General features: G+C 71.9%; 15 protein-coding genes. All 15 read right to left on the reverse strand.

The annotated features are described in order from the left end of the window. Nucleotides 1–545, reverse strand: a 545-nt coding sequence (locus ACIQNG_RS16995; RefSeq protein ID WP_401485735.1) for a flavodoxin-dependent (E)-4-hydroxy-3-methylbut-2-enyl-diphosphate synthase, incomplete at its 3' end; no start/stop codon positions are given. A 4-nt stretch (nucleotides 546–549) separates the two neighbouring features. After that, nucleotides 550–1572: an adenosyl-hopene transferase HpnH gene (hpnH, locus tag ACIQNG_RS17000; protein WP_401424585.1), complete on the reverse strand. Its 1023-nt coding sequence runs from the start codon at nucleotides 1570–1572 to the stop codon at nucleotides 550–552. A gap of 5 nt (nucleotides 1573–1577) precedes the next feature. Then, nucleotides 1578–2219 carry a 1-hydroxy-2-methyl-2-butenyl 4-diphosphate reductase gene (locus tag ACIQNG_RS17005; RefSeq protein WP_401424586.1) on the reverse strand — a complete coding sequence of 214 codons (642 nt, stop codon included), beginning with the start codon at nucleotides 2217–2219 and terminating at the stop codon, nucleotides 1578–1580. Next, nucleotides 2219–4252: a squalene--hopene cyclase gene (gene shc, locus ACIQNG_RS17010; RefSeq protein ID WP_401485737.1), complete on the reverse strand. Its 2034-nt coding sequence runs from the start codon at nucleotides 4250–4252 to the stop codon at nucleotides 2219–2221. The genes ACIQNG_RS17005 and shc overlap by 1 nt, the downstream gene beginning before the upstream one ends. Nucleotides 4253–4372: 120 nt before the next feature. Further along, the gene (locus ACIQNG_RS17015; protein WP_401424588.1) at nucleotides 4373–5440 is read right to left on the reverse strand and encodes a polyprenyl synthetase family protein; all 1068 of its coding nucleotides are present in this window, start codon (nucleotides 5438–5440) and stop codon (nucleotides 4373–4375) included. A gap of 77 nt (nucleotides 5441–5517) precedes the next feature. Continuing rightward, nucleotides 5518–6945, reverse strand: coding sequence for a hydroxysqualene dehydroxylase HpnE (gene hpnE, locus ACIQNG_RS17020; RefSeq protein WP_401485738.1), 1428 nt, complete (start codon nucleotides 6943–6945; stop codon nucleotides 5518–5520). 142 nt (nucleotides 6946–7087) lie between these two features. Next, nucleotides 7088–8038, reverse strand: a complete 951-nt coding sequence (hpnD, locus tag ACIQNG_RS17025) for a presqualene diphosphate synthase HpnD (protein ID WP_401485740.1) — start codon at nucleotides 8036–8038, stop codon at nucleotides 7088–7090. Further along, nucleotides 8035–8937 (reverse strand): squalene synthase HpnC, encoded by a 903-nt coding sequence (gene hpnC / locus ACIQNG_RS17030; protein ID WP_401485741.1) that lies wholly within the window; start codon nucleotides 8935–8937, stop codon nucleotides 8035–8037. Before hpnC ends, hpnD begins: the two co-directional genes overlap by 4 nt. 505 nt (nucleotides 8938–9442) lie before the next feature. Then, on the reverse strand, nucleotides 9443–10222 hold the full coding sequence (locus ACIQNG_RS17035) for an ABC transporter ATP-binding protein (RefSeq protein WP_401424592.1): 780 nt from the start codon (nucleotides 10220–10222) through the stop codon (nucleotides 9443–9445). Continuing rightward, nucleotides 10215–11144, reverse strand: coding sequence for an ABC transporter permease (locus ACIQNG_RS17040; protein ID WP_401424593.1), 930 nt, complete (start codon nucleotides 11142–11144; stop codon nucleotides 10215–10217). Before ACIQNG_RS17040 ends, ACIQNG_RS17035 begins: the two co-directional genes overlap by 8 nt. A gap of 109 nt (nucleotides 11145–11253) precedes the next feature. Then, nucleotides 11254–12099, reverse strand: coding sequence for a glycosyltransferase family 2 protein (locus tag ACIQNG_RS17045; RefSeq protein WP_401486288.1), 846 nt, complete (start codon nucleotides 12097–12099; stop codon nucleotides 11254–11256). A gap of 41 nt (nucleotides 12100–12140) precedes the next feature. Continuing rightward, complete coding sequence (locus tag ACIQNG_RS17050) at nucleotides 12141–12884, reverse strand: CDP-alcohol phosphatidyltransferase family protein (protein ID WP_401424594.1); 744 nt, start codon at nucleotides 12882–12884, stop codon at nucleotides 12141–12143. Nucleotides 12885–12897: 13 nt separating this feature from the next. Then, nucleotides 12898–13959, reverse strand: coding sequence for an iron-containing alcohol dehydrogenase family protein (locus tag ACIQNG_RS17055; protein WP_401485743.1), 1062 nt, complete (start codon nucleotides 13957–13959; stop codon nucleotides 12898–12900). After that, the gene (locus ACIQNG_RS17060; RefSeq protein ID WP_401424596.1) at nucleotides 13947–14699 is read right to left on the reverse strand and encodes a sugar phosphate nucleotidyltransferase; all 753 of its coding nucleotides are present in this window, start codon (nucleotides 14697–14699) and stop codon (nucleotides 13947–13949) included. Before ACIQNG_RS17060 ends, ACIQNG_RS17055 begins: the two co-directional genes overlap by 13 nt. After that, entirely contained in the window at nucleotides 14696–16483 is a 1788-nt protein-coding gene (locus ACIQNG_RS17065; RefSeq protein ID WP_401485744.1) for a DUF5941 domain-containing protein, read from the reverse strand. The genes ACIQNG_RS17060 and ACIQNG_RS17065 overlap by 4 nt, the downstream gene beginning before the upstream one ends. Nucleotides 16484–16803 lie beyond the last annotated feature (320 nt).

Consider the following 16803-nt stretch of genomic DNA (forward strand, 5'->3'; position numbering starts at 1 on the left):
TGCTCCTCGAAGAGGGACGCCTCCCACAGCGCCGACTCGACCAGCGCCTCGGGGGTGGCCTTCCCGTACTTCTGGAGGAGGCGGCGGTCCAGCGAACCGGCGTTCACCCCGATGCGGATCGGCGTGCCGTGGTCGCGGGCCGCCTTGGCGATCTCCTTGACCTTGTCGTCGAACTGCTTGATGTTGCCGGGGTTCACCCGCACCGCCGCGCAGCCCGCCTCGATCGCAGCGAACACGTACTTGGGCTGGAAGTGGATGTCCGCGATCACCGGGATCTGCGACTTGCGGGCGATCGTGGAGAGGGCGTCCGCGTCGTCCTGGGTCGGGCACGCCACCCGCACGATCTGGCAGCCCGACGCGGTCAGCTCGGCGATCTGCTGAAGGGTCGCGCCGATGTCGGACGTACGGGTCGTCGTCATGGACTGCACGGAGACGGGGGCGCCGCCGCCGACCGCCACCGGTCCGACCTGGATCCGCCGGGAGGCCCGCCGCTCGGCGACGGGCCGGACCGGTACCTCGGGGACGCCCAAGGGAATGGCGGTCACGGGGTCAGTCCCGGTTCCCGCCGACCGTCTCGCGCATGGCCCGCAGCGACTCCTTCAGCGAGCCCATGGTGGCGAGGACGGCGGTGGGCTCGTAGCCGCAGTGCGCCATGCAGTTGGCGCAGCGCGGGTCCTTGCCCCGGCCGTACTTGTCCCAGTCGGTCTTCTCGATGAGTTCCCGGTACGTGGGGACGTAGCCGTCGCTCATCAGATAGCAGGGGCGCTGCCAGCCGAAGAGGGAGTAGTTGGGGATGGCCCAGGCGGTGCAGGGGAAGTCGACCTTGCCCTCCAGGAAGTCCAGGAAGAGCGGGGAGTGGTTGAGCCGCCACCTGCGGCGGTTGCCGCCCGCGAACGCCTTCTTGAACAGCTCCCGGGTCTGTTCGACGCCGAGGAAGTGCTCCTGGTCGGGGGCCTTCTCGTAGGCGTAGGCGGGCGAGATCATCATCTCGTCCACCTTGAGGTCGTCGTTGAGGTAGTTGAGCACCTCGACGATGGTCTGCGGGGTGTCCGTGTTGAAGAAGGTCGAGTTGGTGGTGACCCGGAAGCCGCGCCGCTTGGCCTCCTTGATCGCGGCCACCGCCTCGTCGAAGACGCCCTCCTTGGCCACCGACTCGTCGTGGCGTTCGCGCAGTCCGTCGATGTGGACGGCGAAGGCGAAGTACGGCGAGGGGGTGAACTTCTCCATCTTCTTGCGCATCAGCATGGCGTTGGTGCACAGGAAGACGTACTTCCGCTTGGCCACCAACTGTCGCACGATCTCATCGATCTGCGGATGCATCAGGGGTTCGCCACCGGCGATGGACACCATCGGCGCGCCGGACTCCAGGACGGCTCCGACGGCCTGGGCCACCGGCATGCGCTGCTTGAGCACCCCGGCCGGGTGCTGGATCTTCCCGCAGCCCTCGCACTTCAGATTGCAGGCGAACAGCGGTTCAAGCTCCACGATCAGCGGGAACTTGTCCCGCCGGCGCAGCTTTTGTTCGGCCAAGTATGTAGCGACCTTGATGGACTGGCGCAGCGGCATGGCCATCTGGCTCACCTCCTGGGGAGCAGCACATTACGGTGCCATTCGAAAAAGTTAGGCAGTACGGATCGCAGGACGCGGAAAGCTGATATTCCACCGCGAAGCGTGCCGATCCTGACCAGTTCATGTTCTGGAGCGTCCACGACCACCCGGACGGCCGCAACCGGGCGCTCGCCCGCGCGGACGGCGCTCAGCAGCGTGGCCGCCGATTCCATGTCGACGGCGATCGCGCCGGTGGCCAGCAGAGCGGACCGTTCCGGACCACGGACGACATGGTCGGAGCCGGTCAGCGGCCCGGTGTGGACGCTGCGGCCGGGCAGGGCCCGGGTGAGTTCCCTGACGAGTGCCTCGGTGCCCGCGCAGGCGATCGTGCCGCGCGGGTCCCGGGTCTCCTCGGCGACCACCAGGTCACCGGGGTGCATACCGGGGGCGAGTCCGGCGCAGAAGCCGGTGGCGAGGACGGCGGCCCCGGTCAGGGCCGGGTCGGCGAGGACCCGGCCCAGGGACCGCTCGGCGGCCCTGGGGCCCATGCCGGTGCGCACGACGGTGACCGGCCCGCTCGCACCGCCCCGGTCGCCCAGGCGCAGGGCGAGGTGCTCGATGCCGAGCGCGCAGGCGATCAGCAGCGGTGCGGCGGCGGGCTGGGGGGCCATCAGCCCTCCCCGGCCCCGGTCAGCGCGCCCTCCCCCACCCCGGCGAACGCTCCCTGTCCGGCCACGGCGAACGGGTCGCCGTGCACGTACCGGCCCAGAGCGGTGAGCGGGAAGACCTGCCGGTAGAGGTGGTAGTTGATGGAGAAGTCCCAGGGGAAGCCGGTGCCGGTGAAGTAAGGCTCGTCCCAGGAGCCGTCCTCCCGCTGGGTGGTGACGAGCCATTCGATGCCGCGTTCCACGGCCTTGGACTCCTGCTCACCGGCCGCGAGCAGCGCCATCAGCGCCCAGGCGGTCTGTGAGGCGGTCGAGGCGCCGCGGGCGCTCCAGCCTCTGGAGTCGTCGTAGGAGCGCAGGTCCTCGCCCCAGCCGCCGTCGTCGTTCTGCACCGACTCCAGCCAGCGCACGGCCCGGCGGATCGCCGGGTGCGAGCCGGGCAGGCCCGCGGCGGTCAGGGCGGGGACGGCCGAGCCGGTGCCGTAGAGGTAGTTGACGCCCCAGCGTCCGAACCACGAGCCGTCCGGCTCCTGTTCGGCGAGGAGCCAGGAGATCCCGCGCCGGGTGCGCGGGTCGTGGGCGAGGCCCTCGACGGCGAGCATCTCCACGACATGGGCGGTGACATCGGCCGAGGGCGGGTCGATGACCTCGCCGAAGTCGCAGAAGGGGAGCTTGTTCGGGAACGGGCTGGTGTTGTCGACGTCGAAGGCGCCCCAGGCCCCGTCCTTCGACTGCATGCCCAGCTCCCAGCGCACCCCGCGCGCCACCGCCTTGTCGACGCGGGCCCGGTCGGGGTGGCGGACCCGGCGCAGCGCGAGAATGACCTCGGCGCTGTCGTCGATGTCGGGGTAGTTGTCGTTGTGGAACTCGAACGCCCAGCCGCCGGGCTGGAGTCCGGGCCGCTTGACCGACCAGTCGCCGGGGCGCACGACCTGTTCGCTGAGCATCCAGTCGGCGGCCTTGACCAGTTGGGGGTGGTCGGCGGGTACGCCCGCGTCGGCGAGCGCGATGGTGGCCAGACAGGTGTCCCAGACCGGGGACTGGCACGCCTCGATCATCCGGGCGCCGTCCTCGCGCCAGACGGTGTAGCGGTCGAGGGACTCCAGGCCCGCGCGCATCACGGGGTGGTCGAGGTCGTAGCCGAGCAGGTGCAGGGCGATGATCGAGTACACGGCGGGCGGCTGGATCCCGCCCCAGGCCCCGTCGTTCTCCTGCCGCTCGATGATCCAGCGGGCCGCGGTGTTCATCGCGGCGCGGCGCAGGGCGCGCGGGGCGACCTTGCGGTACTGGTGCAGTGCCCTGTCGAGGCGTTGGAAGAGGCCGTCCCAGCTGGTCGCGGGGGCGAGGGGCGGCTTGGGGCGGGGCAGTGCGGGGTCGGCGTGCAGTTCGTCGAGCGGGAAGGGCGCCGGGCGGACCGGGCGTTTCGCGGAGACGATGGTGAGCGGCACGATGGTCTGGCGGGCCCAGCAGCCGAAGTCGTAGATGTTGAGCGGGACCCATTTCGGGAACCAGATCAGTTCGGGCGGGAGTTCGGGGAGGTCGTCCCAGCTCCACCAGCCGAACAGGGCGAGCCAGATCCGGGTGAAGACCCGGGCGGAGGCGAGGCCGCCCTGGGCGCGGATCCAGGTGGCGGCGCGGGCCATGTGCGGGGCGTCGGGCGCGTCGCCTGCGAGTCGGAGGGCGACGTACGCCTCGATGGTGGCGGACAGGTCGCCGGGGCCGCCGAAGAAGCTGGCCCAGGTGCCGTCCTCGCGCTGTTCGCCGCGGATGAAGAGGGCGGCGGCGCGGGTCGTGGATTCATCGCGGATGCCGAGGAACTGACGGAGCAGCAGATCCTCGGCGTCCATGGTCACATTGGTCTCCAGGTCGCCCTTCCACCAGCCCTGGGCGTCCTGGAGGGACAGCAGGAAATCGGTGGCGCGCAGGGTTGCGCGCCGAGCGGCCTCTTCGACCCCGGCCGCGACGGGGGTGGTGCTTTCGCTGGCCGCGGCAGCGCGGGGCGGCAGGGCCCCGGTGCTTCCGTCGGTCGTCGCTGTCATGGCTTCCCCTTCGTGCAGTGTGCAGGTGGTGCGTCTGCTGGGTCCGCCGTCGGCCGGTGCCTGATGGTCTGCTGCGCGCACCGGCCGGCGACTACGCGAGGATGGTTCGACCGATAGCGATCATCTCTTTCGTACGACGACGAAGTCGGCGAGCGCCGTGAACCGTGCCCGCACCGCGTCGGGCATGTCGATGGCGTCGAGGGCTTCGATGGCGGTGGTGTGCTGACGGCGGGCTTCCTGGGTGGTCCACTCCCGGCCGCCCGCCTCCTCGATCAGGGCGGCGCGGGCGGCGAACTCCTCCTCCGAGAAGTTCTCGAAGTCGCTGGCCTTGGCGTCGGCGGCGAGGATCTCGCCGAGCCGTTCGGAGGCCGGACCGCCCGCCGCGAGCGCGGCGACGACCGGCAGGGACTTCTTGCGCTGGCGCAGATCGCTCCACGCCTGCTTCCCGGTGGCGTCCGGGTCGCCCCAGATGCCGAGGAGGTCGTCCACGGCCTGGAAGGCGAGGCCGAGGTGGTGGCCGTACTTCTCCAGGGTGTCGGCGGTGCGGTCGTCCGCTCCGCCGAGCACGGCGCCGATGGAGCTGGCGCAGGCCAGCAGGGCGCCGGTCTTGTTGCCCTCCATCTCCAGGCACTCGGCGACGGTGACGCGGTCGCGGTGCTCGTAGGAGATGTCCTGGGCCTGTCCGTCGATGAGGGCGCGGGTGGCGGTGGTCAGCCGGCGGGCGGCGCGGGCCGCCTCGGCGGTGCCCAGCTCCAGCAGGACGTCGTTGGCCAGCGCGAACAGGGCGTCGCCGACCAGGATGGCCTGGGCGGGGCCGTGCACCTTCCAGACGGTGTCGCGGTGCCGGCGCTGTTCGTCGCCGTCCATGAGGTCGTCGTGGAGCAGGGAGAAGTTGTGGATGAGTTCGACGGCGACGGCACCGGGGACGCCGGTGCCGGGCGAGGCGCCGGTGACCTCGGCGGAGAGTACGGCGAGGGCGGGGCGGACGGCTTTGCCGCCGTCGCCGTCGGCGGGCCTGCCCTGGGCGTCGATCCAGCCGAAGTGGTAGGCGGCGACGGTGTCCATGGGGGGTGCCAGACGGTCGACGGCCGCCTTCAGCACCGGCGTGGCGAGGGTTCGGCCGCGCTCCAGGAGCGCGGTCACGTCCACCGCGTCGGCAGCCGTGGTGGCCGGGGGCACAGTGGGCACAGTCTCTCCTCTTGTCGCGGTACCGCGGGTTGTCGCGGTACCGGGGGTGCGGTGGCCTGCCCCGCGCGCGTCGGGTCTCATGCGGCCTCCTCGACGTCGAAGAGGTGCGCGGGGCGGGGGCGTCCGAGGGCGCTCAGGGCGGCCTCGGCCGCGCTGACACCGCTGCGGACCGCACCCTCCATGGTCGCGGGCCATCCGGTGGCGGTCCACGCTCCGGCCAGGTAGAGGCCGGGGGTCCGGGTGCGGGCGCCGGGCCTGAGCCGGCCGACGCCGGGGGTGGGAGCGAAGGTCGCGGTGCGCTCCCGGGTCACGAAGAAGTCCTTCACCTCGGCGTCCCGGGTGAGCGGCAGCAGCCGGTTCAGCTCGGGCAGGTACCGCTCGCGCAGCACGGAGACCGGGAGGTCGATCTCGTCCTGCGCGGCGGACTGGGACAGCGCGAGGTACTGGCCCTCCTTCAGCCCGGAGGCCGCGGTGCGGTCGAACACCCACTGCACCGGGGTGCCGAGGGCGGCGAGGAACGGGGTGCCGAGGACGGTGCGGTCGTAGATCACATGGACGTTGAGGATCGGGGCGGTGCCGATCTCCAGGAGCCGCTCGGGGGCGTCGAGCGCGCCCTGCGGGAGCAGGGCGTGGGCCTCGCGCTGGGGCACGGCGAGCACGACGGCGTCGGCCTCGACGCGTTCGCCGGGAACCTCCACGCTCCACCGGCCGTCTGCGAGGGTGGAGACGGAGGTGACGCGTGAACGGACCTCGGTACGGACGCCCGCGGAGTCGAGCGCCTTGCGGGCCAGCCGGTCGTGCAGTTCGCCGAGCGGGACGTGGGCCCAGCCGATGTCGGCCGCGCCCGGTTCGGACAGCAGACCGGTCTTGAACACCATCGCGGCGAGCGACAGCGAGGCGTCGCCCGCGACCGCGTTGAGGGTGGCGACCCCGACCAGGTCCCAGAGGGCCTCGACGGCACGCGCCGACTGGCCGTGCGCGGCCAGCCAGCCGCCGAAGTCCTGTCGGTCCAGGGCCGGATCGGTGAGGTCGAGCCCCTTGAGCGCGAGCGCGGCCCGGCCGACCTTGGCCCGTTCGGCGAGCGAGAGGTGCGGGTAGGTCGCGAGTCCCCGCCCCAGATGCAGGGGGACGGGCAGCGCGTCGCGCCGCAGCCGGCCCAGCCGTCGCCCCTCGGGGCGGTCGACGTCCACGACGGGTACGTCGAGGCGGTCCTGGAGCGGGGCGAGCGCCGTGCCGTCGATCCGGTCGAGGAACCAGCGGTAGGCGGTGCAGCAGCGCAGATACACGTGCTGGCCGTTGTCGACCGTCAGATCGCCGCGGGGGAAGGAGAAGGCGAGGCCGCCCAGGCGTGGCCTGCCTTCGAGCAGGGTGACGCGCAGCCCCGCGTCCGCGAGCGCGAGCGCGGCGGTGACACCGGCCAGGCCCCCGCCGACGACGACCGCGTCGCGCCCGGGTGCCGCCGGTACGGTGCGGTCCTCGCGTGGCTCCGTGCTGCCGTCGGTCATGACGCGCCCTCCCCTGAGCGGATGTGGGACGTCGCTCCGCGACGGCCGTCGGGCGCGGGGGGAAGGTCCCGCGCCGTGCGCCCGCGAATGTGCCGTGCCCTGTGTCGCCGGCCCGGTGGGCCGCCCTGCCCCAGGTCGTCCATCAAGCGCGCCTCCTGACGGTCCTGCGGGTGACGGTGCGGGTGTCGAGACCGGACAGTCCGCGGACGGCGACGTACGCCTTCTCGCGGCCGGGCAGCGAGACCCGGCCGCGCAGCACCGCCTCGGGGTCGCGTTCGATGCGGTCCAGCAGCCTGCGGTAGATGCCGGCCATGGCGGCGACACAGGCCCCGCTGCGCCGGTCGAGCATGGGGAGCAGCCGGTAGCCCTCGGCGAAGAGGGCACGGGCGCGGCGCACCTCGAAGTGGACGAGGCCCGCGAAGTCGGAGCCCTCCGGCGGGAGCGGTCCGGCGAACCCGGCCGAGCAGCCGAACTTGGCGAGGTCGTCGGCGGGCAGGTAGGTGCGTCCGCCCTCGGCGTCCTCGCGCACGTCGCGCAGGATGTTGGTGAGCTGGAGGGCGAGCCCGAGGGTGTCGGCGTACTCCGCGGCCCGCTCGGCGCCGCGGGCGCCCGCCTCGGTGCCGAACACGCCGAGGGAGAGCCGGCCGATGGCGCCCGCGACGCACCGGCAGTAGACCTTGAGGTCGTCCCAGGTCTCGTAGGTCTCGCCCCGTACGTCCATCTGGACGCCGTCGATCAGTTCGTCCAGCCCTTCGAGCGGGACGGGGAAGGCCCGGGCGGCGTGGCTGAGGGCGACCGCGACCGGGTCGGTGTCGTCCTCGGCGACCTCGCCGCCGCGGACCCGGGCGAGCAGCAACCGGGTCTCGTCCAGGCGGGCGAGCTTGACGTCGTCGGCCAGGTCGCCGTCGCCGATGTCGTCGACCCGGCGGGAGAGGGCGTACAGGGCCGACATCGCCCGCCGCTTGGGGGCGGGGAGCAGCCGGATGCCATAGGCGAAGTTCCTGGCCTGCTGTCCGGTGACGGTCTCGCAGTAGCTGTAGGCGGCGAGTACCGGCGCGGACAGGTGCGGTGTGACCTCCACGGCCCGGATCACCCCTCTCCTCGCAGAGTGACGCCCACCTGGCCCAGCAGCCGGAGCCTGCCGGGTTTCGGCGGGCCGGGAAGGACGTCGTACGCGGCGGCGGCGATCGCGTCGATCGCCGCCCTTCCCCCCGCCACGAACCCCGCGAGCAGCAGCCTGAGCCTGCCGTGGACGCTCCCCACGAGGGGGGCGCCCTCGGTCAGCAGATCGCGGGCGCGTTGTGCCTCGTACGCGATGAGGGCGCGTACCGAGGCGCCCGTGACCGGCGCGGCGAGGTCGGCTTCTTGCACGTGGAAACGCTTCATGTCCTCTGCGGGAAGGTAGATCCGGTCGCGGCCGAGGTCCTCGGCGACGTCCTGGAGGTGCTCCACGATCTGCAGCGCCGTGCAGATGGCGTCGGAGCGGCGGATCCGCTCGGGGGTGGCGGTGCCGGTGACGGCGAGGACGAGCCGGCCCACCGGGTTGGCGGAGAGTTCGCAGTACGCCAGGAGGTCGTCGTAGGTCTCGTAGCGGCTGACGAGCTGGTCCTGGCGGTTGGCGGCGATCAGGTGGAGGAAGGGCTCGGGGGTGAGGCCGTGGCGGTGGACGGTGGGCCGGAGCCGGCGCAGCAGGGGGTGGTGCGGTACGCCGTCGAAGACCCGGCGCAGGTCGGTCTCGAAGGCGTCGAGGAGGTGGAGCCGGTCCTCGGCCCGGTCGGGCGGCACGCCGAGGAGGCGGGCGTCCGCTCCGCCGGGGGCCAGGTCGCCGTCGCCGATGTCGTCCACCAGACGGGCGAAGCCGTACAGGGCCATGAGGTCGGCGCGCCAGGCGCGGGGCAGGAAGCGCGGGGCCACGGGGAAGTTCTCCGCGGCGGCCTTGTCCAGCGTGTCGCGTTCCGGATCGGGGGCGTGGGTCGCCGCGGCGGCCGTCATCGTCGGCTGCCCGGGGCGGGGACGGCACACGCTGCGAAGAGCTGGGGAGTTTCCGTAGCCATTGCCGTCACATCTCCCGTTCTACACTGCCTACCCAATACACACTATTTCGGACACGCCGCCCAGCGCTCCCCACGACGACCCCGGTACCGTGGGCGCGCATTATCGCCCCACTTGCCGTGATTCGGCACCCGTACAGCTTACGTTGTACAACGCGTGCAGGACCGTGGGGGTGTCCCAAGCATCACAAGAACACACCGATTGGCTCCAAGATTCCTTCGGCGAGCCATAGTTGACGTTTCCTTTGCAGACGCGGACCCCGCCGCGCGAGTTGCGACGGGGCCCGGGGCAATCGGGCGACCACCCCGCGAGGCTCCCTCGGGGACGGGGCGGCCGGTCCGCCAGGAACTGCCGGAAGAACCGGAAGAACCGGAAGGCGCAGAAGACCTAGAAGACCTAGAAGACGCAGCAGAACCGGAAGACGGGGAAGAACCCGGACACGGGCCTAGCGGCCGGTGAACTTTTCGTACTCCTTGAGGACCTCTTCGGTGGGGCCGTCCATCCGCAGTTCGCCGCGCTCCAGCCACAGCACCCGGTCGCAGGTGTCGCGGATCGACTTGTTGTTGTGGCTGACCAGGAACACCGTGCCGGCCTGCTCGCGCAGCTCCCGGATCCGGGCCTCGGAGCGCTTGCGGAAGGCGGCGTCGCCGGTGGCGAGGGCCTCGTCGATCATCAGGACGTCGTGGTCCTTGGCGGCGGCGATGGAGAAGCGGAGCCGGGCCGCCATGCCGGAGGAGTAGGTGCGCATCGGGAGGGTGATGAAGTCGCCCTTCTCGTTGATGCCCGAGAAGTCCACGATCTCCTGGTACCGCTCCTTGATCTGCTCGCGGGTCATCCCCATCGCGAGACCGCCGAGGATGACGTTGCGCTCGCCGGTGAGGTCGTTCATCAGGGCGGCGTTCACCCCGAGCAGGGAGGGCTGGCCGTCGGTGTAGACCTTGCCGCTCTCGGCCGGGAGGAGTCCGGCGATGGCCCGCAGCAGGGTGGACTTGCCGGAGCCGTTGGAGCCGATCAGACCGATGGCCTGGCCGCGGTAGGCGGTGAAGGACACCCCGCGCACGGCGTGCACCTTGCGCACCCCGCGCTCCTCGCCGCGCTTGACGATCCGGCTCAGGGCGGCGGTGGCGCTGCCCTTGCCGGTCTTGGCGCCGTTGACGCGGTACACGATGTGCAGTTCGTCGGCGACGACGGTGGGGATCTGCTGTCCGGGAAGCTGCTCAGCCACGGCCGTACTTCTCCTCAGCCTTCCAGAAGTACACGAACCCGCCCACGGCGAAGAGCACCGCCCAGCCCCCGGCGAGCGCCCAGACGTGCTGGGGCAGGTTCTCCGAGCCGTAGTCCTCGATCAGCGCGAAGCGCATCAGGTCCATGTAGATGGCCGCCGGGTTCCACTGGAGGATGTTGGCGATCCACTGCGGCTTGTTGGCCAGCATGATCGGGATGGAGTACATCACCCCGGAGGCGTACATCCAGGTCCGCATCACGAACGGCATGAGCTGGGCGAGGTCCGGGGTGGCGGAACCCGCGCGGGCCATAATCAGGGCCAGTCCGGTGTTGAAGAGGAACTGGAGCGCGAGCACCGGCACGATCAGCGCCCAGGACGCGTCCGGGTAGCTGCCGAAGGCGCAGGTCACCGCGAACAGCACGATCATCGAGAAGAGCAGTTGCTGGAGCTGTTGCAGCGCGAAGGAGATCGGCAGCGAGGCGCGCGGGAAGTGCAGCGCGCGGACCAGGCCGAGGTTGCCGGAGATCGCCCGTACGCCCGCCATCACCGAACTCTGGGTGAAGGTGAACACGAACACACCGGTGACCAGGAACGGGATGTACACGTCCCGGGACATGCCGCGGTCGGCCTGGAGGATCACACCGAAGATGAAGAAGTAGACCGCCGCGTTGAGCAGTGGGGTGACCACCTGCCACAGCTGGCCCAGCTTGGCCTGGCTGTACTGGGCGGTGAGCTTGGCTCTGGAGAAGGCCATGATGAAGTGGCGGCGGTCCCAGAGCCGGCGGACGTACTCGACGAGGGAGGGCCTGGCCCCGCTGACGGCCAGGCCGTGCTTCGCGGCGATCTGGGCCGCGGTCAGCGACTCGTCGGGCGACACGGGCGCGGTCACCGCGATCGTGTCGTCATGCGTTGTCTCACTCACTGGTGGCAGAAACTTTCGTCATCGATGTGCGCGACCCCGCGGGGCCTGGCCCGGAGCCGGGCCGGGCCCGCCGGGCCTGGCCCGAGGGCACCCGTCAGGGACGAGCTTGTCAGATCACCGGTGGCCGGCCCAGTCGGGTCAGCCGCCACACCGTACGCCACTTCATGGGCCGGCGGGGACCGCACGGACTGCTCCAGCCTTCCTTGAACCCGCCGAACCAGGCGCGCAGCGCGGGCCGGGAGGGGCGCCGGGCCAGCGTGAGCAGCATCCAGACGCCCAGATAGACCGGGACGAGGAGGGCGGGAAGGTGACGCCGGGCCAGCCAGACCCGGTTGCGGGCGACCATCCGGTGGTAGACCGCGTGCCGGGACGGGGCGGTCGTCGGGTGGTACAGGACCATGTCGGCCCGGTAGTCGATCATCCAGCCGGCGTCCAGGGCCCGCCAGGCCAGGTCGGTCTCCTCGTGGGCGTAGAAGAAGTCGTCCGGGAGACCGCCGACCTCGGCGATGACCGCGGTGCGTACGGCGCTGGCGCCGCCCAGGAAGGTGGTGACCCGCGAGGAGCGCATCGGGTCGGAGGCGCGCAGCCGCGGGACGTGGCGGCGCTGGGTCTGTCCGGTGTCCGGGTCGGCGATGCGGAAGCTGATGATGCCGAGCTTCGGGTCGTCGCTGAAGGCCCGGCGGCACAGTTCGGCGGTGTCGTGGTGGGCGAGGAGCCCGTCGTCGTCCAGGAAGAGCACGATGTCCACGTCCCGGCCCGCGGGCCCGAACGCCTCGACGCCGACATTGCGCCCGCCGGGTATCCCGAGGTTCTCGGGCAGTTCCACGGTGCGCACCCCGGCGGGGACCTCGGGGACGGGCGAGCCGTTGCCGACGACGACGACCTCGACGCGGTCGCCCTCCTGCTTGGCTATGGAGTCCAGCAGGGCGCGCAGTTCCTCGGGCCGGTTGCCCATGGTGATGACGACGACGCCGACCTTCTCGGCGGGGGCCGCGTTCACCGGAGCCTGCTCGACACGAGGATGGACACCAGGTGCAGCACCGTCTGGAGCAGGGCGATCCCGGCGAGGACGGCGACGCCCAGGCGGGTGAAGAAGAGATCGCCGCGGGAGGCGTCCAGGATCGCGAGCAGCAGGATCAGCAGGGACGCCTCGATGCCGAGGATCAGCCGGTGGAACTTGAGGGCGGCGGCGGCCTTGCGGGCGAGTGCCATGCCGGAGGAGCGGGGTTCGGCGGCGGACTCCTGGACCGGGGGCAGCCCGCCCTGGTGCCGGGCGACACCGACCAGGTCGGTCTCGGCCTTGATGAGGATGGCGCCGAGGGCGGCGAGGGTGCCGAGGAAGGCCCACAGCCAGTCGATCCGGCCGCTGCCCCACACATCGGCGGCGCGCAGCCCGAGGCCGACCAGGACGGCGGCGTCGGTCAGGTAGGCGCCGACGCGGTCCAGGTAGACCCCGCCGAGGGAGAACTGCTGCCGCCAGCGGGCGATCTCGCCGTCCACGCAGTCGAGCAGCAGATACAGCTGGACCATGACCACACCGAGCACGGCACCGGTGATGCCCGGCACCAGCAGCGCCGGGGCGGCGAGCACACCGCACAGGGTCATCAGGTACGTGAGCTGGTTGGGCGTGATTCTGGTGTTCACCAGGTAGCGGTCGACCCGCAGCGAGACCTCACGCATGTAGAGGCGTCCCGCCCAGTGCTCACCGCTGCGCCGGTCCTTGACCCCGGCGGGGTGCACGACCGGCCTTAGTTCAGCTACCGATGGCCTTGACATAGTCGGCGTAGATGTCCTTGATCTGGTCGGTGTTCAGGTCGAGGTGCTCAAGAATCGTGTAGCGGCCGGGCCGGGTGCGGGGGGCGTACTCCACGACCCGGACGAACTCCTCCGGGGTGAAGCCGATCTCCTGCGGCAGCACCGGCAGCCCGTGCCGGCGCAGTACCGCGGCCATGTAGGCGGACTCCTCGTGCGCGCCGCGCAGGTACATCGCGAAGGCCGCGCCGAGACCGCACTGCTCGCCGTGGGCGGCGGCGCGCTCGGGGTACAGCAGGTCGAAGGCGTGGTTGATCTCGTGGCAGGCGCCGGAGGAGGGGCGGGAGTCGCCCGACACCGACATGGCGATGCCGCTGAGGACCAGCGCCTCGGCCAGCACCTGGAGGAAGTCGTTGTCGGTGATGCCGCCGGGGTGGCGCAGCACCGCCTCACCGGCCTGGCGGGCCATGGCGGCGGCGAGGCCGTCGATCTTCTCGCCCTTGACGGCGTGGGCGAGTTCCCAGTCGCGGATCGCGGAGATGTTGGAGACGGCGTCGCCGATGCCGGCCCGGACGAAGCGGACCGGGGCCTGGCGGACGACGTCGAGGTCGATGACGACCGCGATGGGGTTGGGCACTCCGTAGGAGCCGCGCCCGGCGTCGTTGTCGAGGGTGGCGACCGGGGAGCACAGTCCGTCGTGGGCGAGGTTGGTGGGGACGGCGACCAGCGGCAGGCCGACACGCGCGGCGGCGAACTTGGCACAGTCGATGATCTTGCCGCCGCCGAGGCCGACGAGGGCGTCGAAGTGGCCGGCCTTCATCTCGCCGGCCAGGCGTACGGCGTCGTCCAGGGTGCCGCCGCCGACCTCGAACCAGGTGGCGCCGGGCAGGGAGGGGGCGATCCGCTCGCGCAGCCGGGCGCCGGAGCCGCCGCTGACGGCGACGGCGAGTTTCCCGGAGTGGGATATTCGCTCGTCGGCGAGGACACAGCCCAGGTCGTCCAGGGCGCCCGCGCGGATGTCGACGACGACCGGCGAAGGGATCAGCCTGGTCAGTACCGGCACGCGATCTCCCGTCCCCGGGCCAGATCGTCGTGGTTGTCTATCTCGACCCAGTCGAGGTCGCCGATGGGCGCCACGTCGATCCGGAAGCCGCGGTCGACCAGCGCCTGGTAGCCGTGCTCGTAGAACTGCTGGGGGTCGGTCTCCCAGACGCCGCGCAGGGCCTCGGCGAGGTCGGGGGCGGCGTCGCCCTCGATGAGGGTGACGCCGATGTACTCGCCGGTGGCCTCGGCGGGGTCCATCAGCTTGGTGATCCTCGTCACTCCGCGCTCGGGGTCGGCGACGACCTTCATCTCCTCGTCGGCGAGGTCCTTCACGGTGTCGAGCGCGAGGATGACGCGCCGGCCGTCGCCGCGGGCGGCGAGGAGGGTCTGCTCGACGGAGACGGGGTGGACGGTGTCACCGTTGGCGAGGATCACGCCGTCCTTGAGGACGTCACGGCCGCACCACAGGGAGTACGCGTTGTTCCACTCCTCGGCCTTGTCGTTGTCGATGAGCGTCAGCTTCAGTCCGTACGTCCGCTCCAGCGCTTCCTTGCGGGCGTACACGGCTTCCTTGCGGTAGCCCACGATGACCGCGGCCTCGGTGAGGCCGATCTCGGCGAAGTTGCCGAGGGTCAGGTCCAGCACGGTCGGCTCGCCCTCGACGCCCTCGGGGCCCACCGGCACCAGTGCCTTGGGCAGGGTGTCGGTGTAGGGGCGCAGACGCCGTCCTGCGCCGGCCGCCAGGACCAGGCCGATCATGCGGGTTCTCCTTCGTCGTGTACGGCGGGTGCGCCCCCGAGGTGGGAGGCGACCCAGAAGCGGACGCTCTCGGCGAGCACCAGCAGTGCCAGGGCCACGGCCAGGACCGTGAGCGCGACCGCGAACTGCGCTCCGGTGAGCAGTGCGGCGAGCAGTGCGACCAGCAGGGTGCGCCCGTCGTGTCCCCCGGCGGCCCGCACCAGCCAGGCGGGCGGCGCCCCGGCGTTCCCGCGGATGCGGTAGACCGTGTCGTAGTGATGGTAGGCGACGGCGGCCACCAGCCCGAAAGCCGCGGGAAGTGCTCCGTTCGCCTCTGATTCAGCCGCGAGGATCAGCACGGTGCCGTACTCGGCGGCCCGGAAGAAAGGCGGGACCAGCCAGTCCAGGGCGCCTTTGAGGGGGCGGGCGACGGCGGCGGCCGACAGCAGGACGTAGAGGACGGCGGCGCCGGCGGTCGCCCAGCCCGCTCCCCACAGCGCGGCGCAGATCACCAGGACGCCGCCGCCGACGGCGGCGGCGACGGGCGCCGGGACCGGCGGGACGAACCGCTTGAGGGCCTCGGCGAGGGGTCCGCTGTCCGCGAGGTCGGCGAGGGCCTGGGCGGCGCGGCCGGTGCGCCGGGCCTTGCGGGTCAGGGAGCGCAGGACGCGGCCGGCGGTGGTGTAGGCGGCGGCGAAGGCACAGCCGACCAGCAGCACGACGAGGGTGACGCGGGGGGTGGTGACCGCGGTGAGGACGGCGATCATCGCCCAGCGCTCACCGATCGGCAGCACGATCATCCGGCGTACCCACACCGTCCAGCCGACGCCGTCGAGGCGGCCGGAGAGGGCGGCGGTGGGGCTGGTGTTGGCGGCGGCGTCGTGGTTGGCCTCGTTGAAGGAGAAGTCGACGACGTGCCGGCAGGTCTGGAGGACCATGGCGCCGAGCGCGAGCGCCCAGACGTCGTCGCCGCCGCGGGCCGCGCCGAGGGCGAGTCCGGCGTAGTAGGCGTACTCCTTGGCCCGGTCGAAGGTGGCGTCGAGCCAGGCGCCGAGGGTGGAGTACTGGAGCGAGTAGCGGGCGAGTTGGCCGTCGGCGCAGTCGAGGACGAAGGAGGCGATCAGCAGCACTCCGGCCGCGACATAGCCGCCGCGGGTGCCGGTGGCCGCGCAGCCCGCCGCGATCAGGGCGGTGAGCAGCGAGGCGGTGGTGACCTGGTTGGGGGTCAGTCCCCGGCGGGCGCACCAGCGGGCGACGTAGCGGGAGTAGGGACTGATGAAGAAGGTGGTGAAGAAGCCGTCGCGGGCCTTGACCGCGGACTTCAGGCGTACGGCCTCGTCGTCCACGGCGGCGACGGCCTGCCGTGCCTCGTTGCGGGCCTGGGGGTCGCCCGGAACCTCGGCGACCAGGCTGCCCAGTTCGGGCCGGTACACCTCGGCGCCGTCGGCGGCCAGGGCGGCGCCGACCCGGTCGGGGAGGCTGTCGACGACGACCGTGCCCTCGGCGGAGCGCTCGCGGGCCATCGCGCGGGTCAGTTCCTGGCGGGCGGCCGGGCGGGCGGTGACCGCGCCGGGGAGGGCGGCGAGCGGGAAGCGGGGGTCGGTCAGGCCGAGCCGCAGCGCGTGCGCGTGGCCGACGAACCGGGCGTCCACGATCGCGACCCGCTGATCACCGGGCACCTGGGCGAGGAGCGTCTCGGCGTCGGTGGCGCCGGAGGCGATGCGCACCTCGAAGCCGAGCGACCGCAGATCGCCCTCCAGGGACGATCCCGGCCCCGGCTGACCGGTGAGGATGGCGGTCGACAACCGAACTTCACTCCCTGGGTGGCGACGCGTCCGCGCCGGTCATGAGCATGATGGGGACGCCCCCTGGGCGGCACCAACTGCACCGGGCGGGCGGCGTTCGGCAGAGGCTATCGGATGATCAGAAGACCACGTTCACCGCCCGTTCATGGTCCGGACGGCACGCCGTGCCCTGCCTGCACTGACGATCATCATGCGGGATGGCGGGGCCGCCGTACAAAATCCTGACGGGAACGAAGCGGCGGATCGGGCGTTTCCCGGGCATTGGGACCGGGGCTCCAGAGGTGCCGGGCGCGGGTGCCGGTGCGGGCGGGCGCCGAGCC

This window comes from Streptomyces sp. NPDC091377 (assembly GCF_044757045.1).
Taxonomy (GTDB): domain Bacteria; phylum Actinomycetota; class Actinomycetes; order Streptomycetales; family Streptomycetaceae; genus Streptomyces.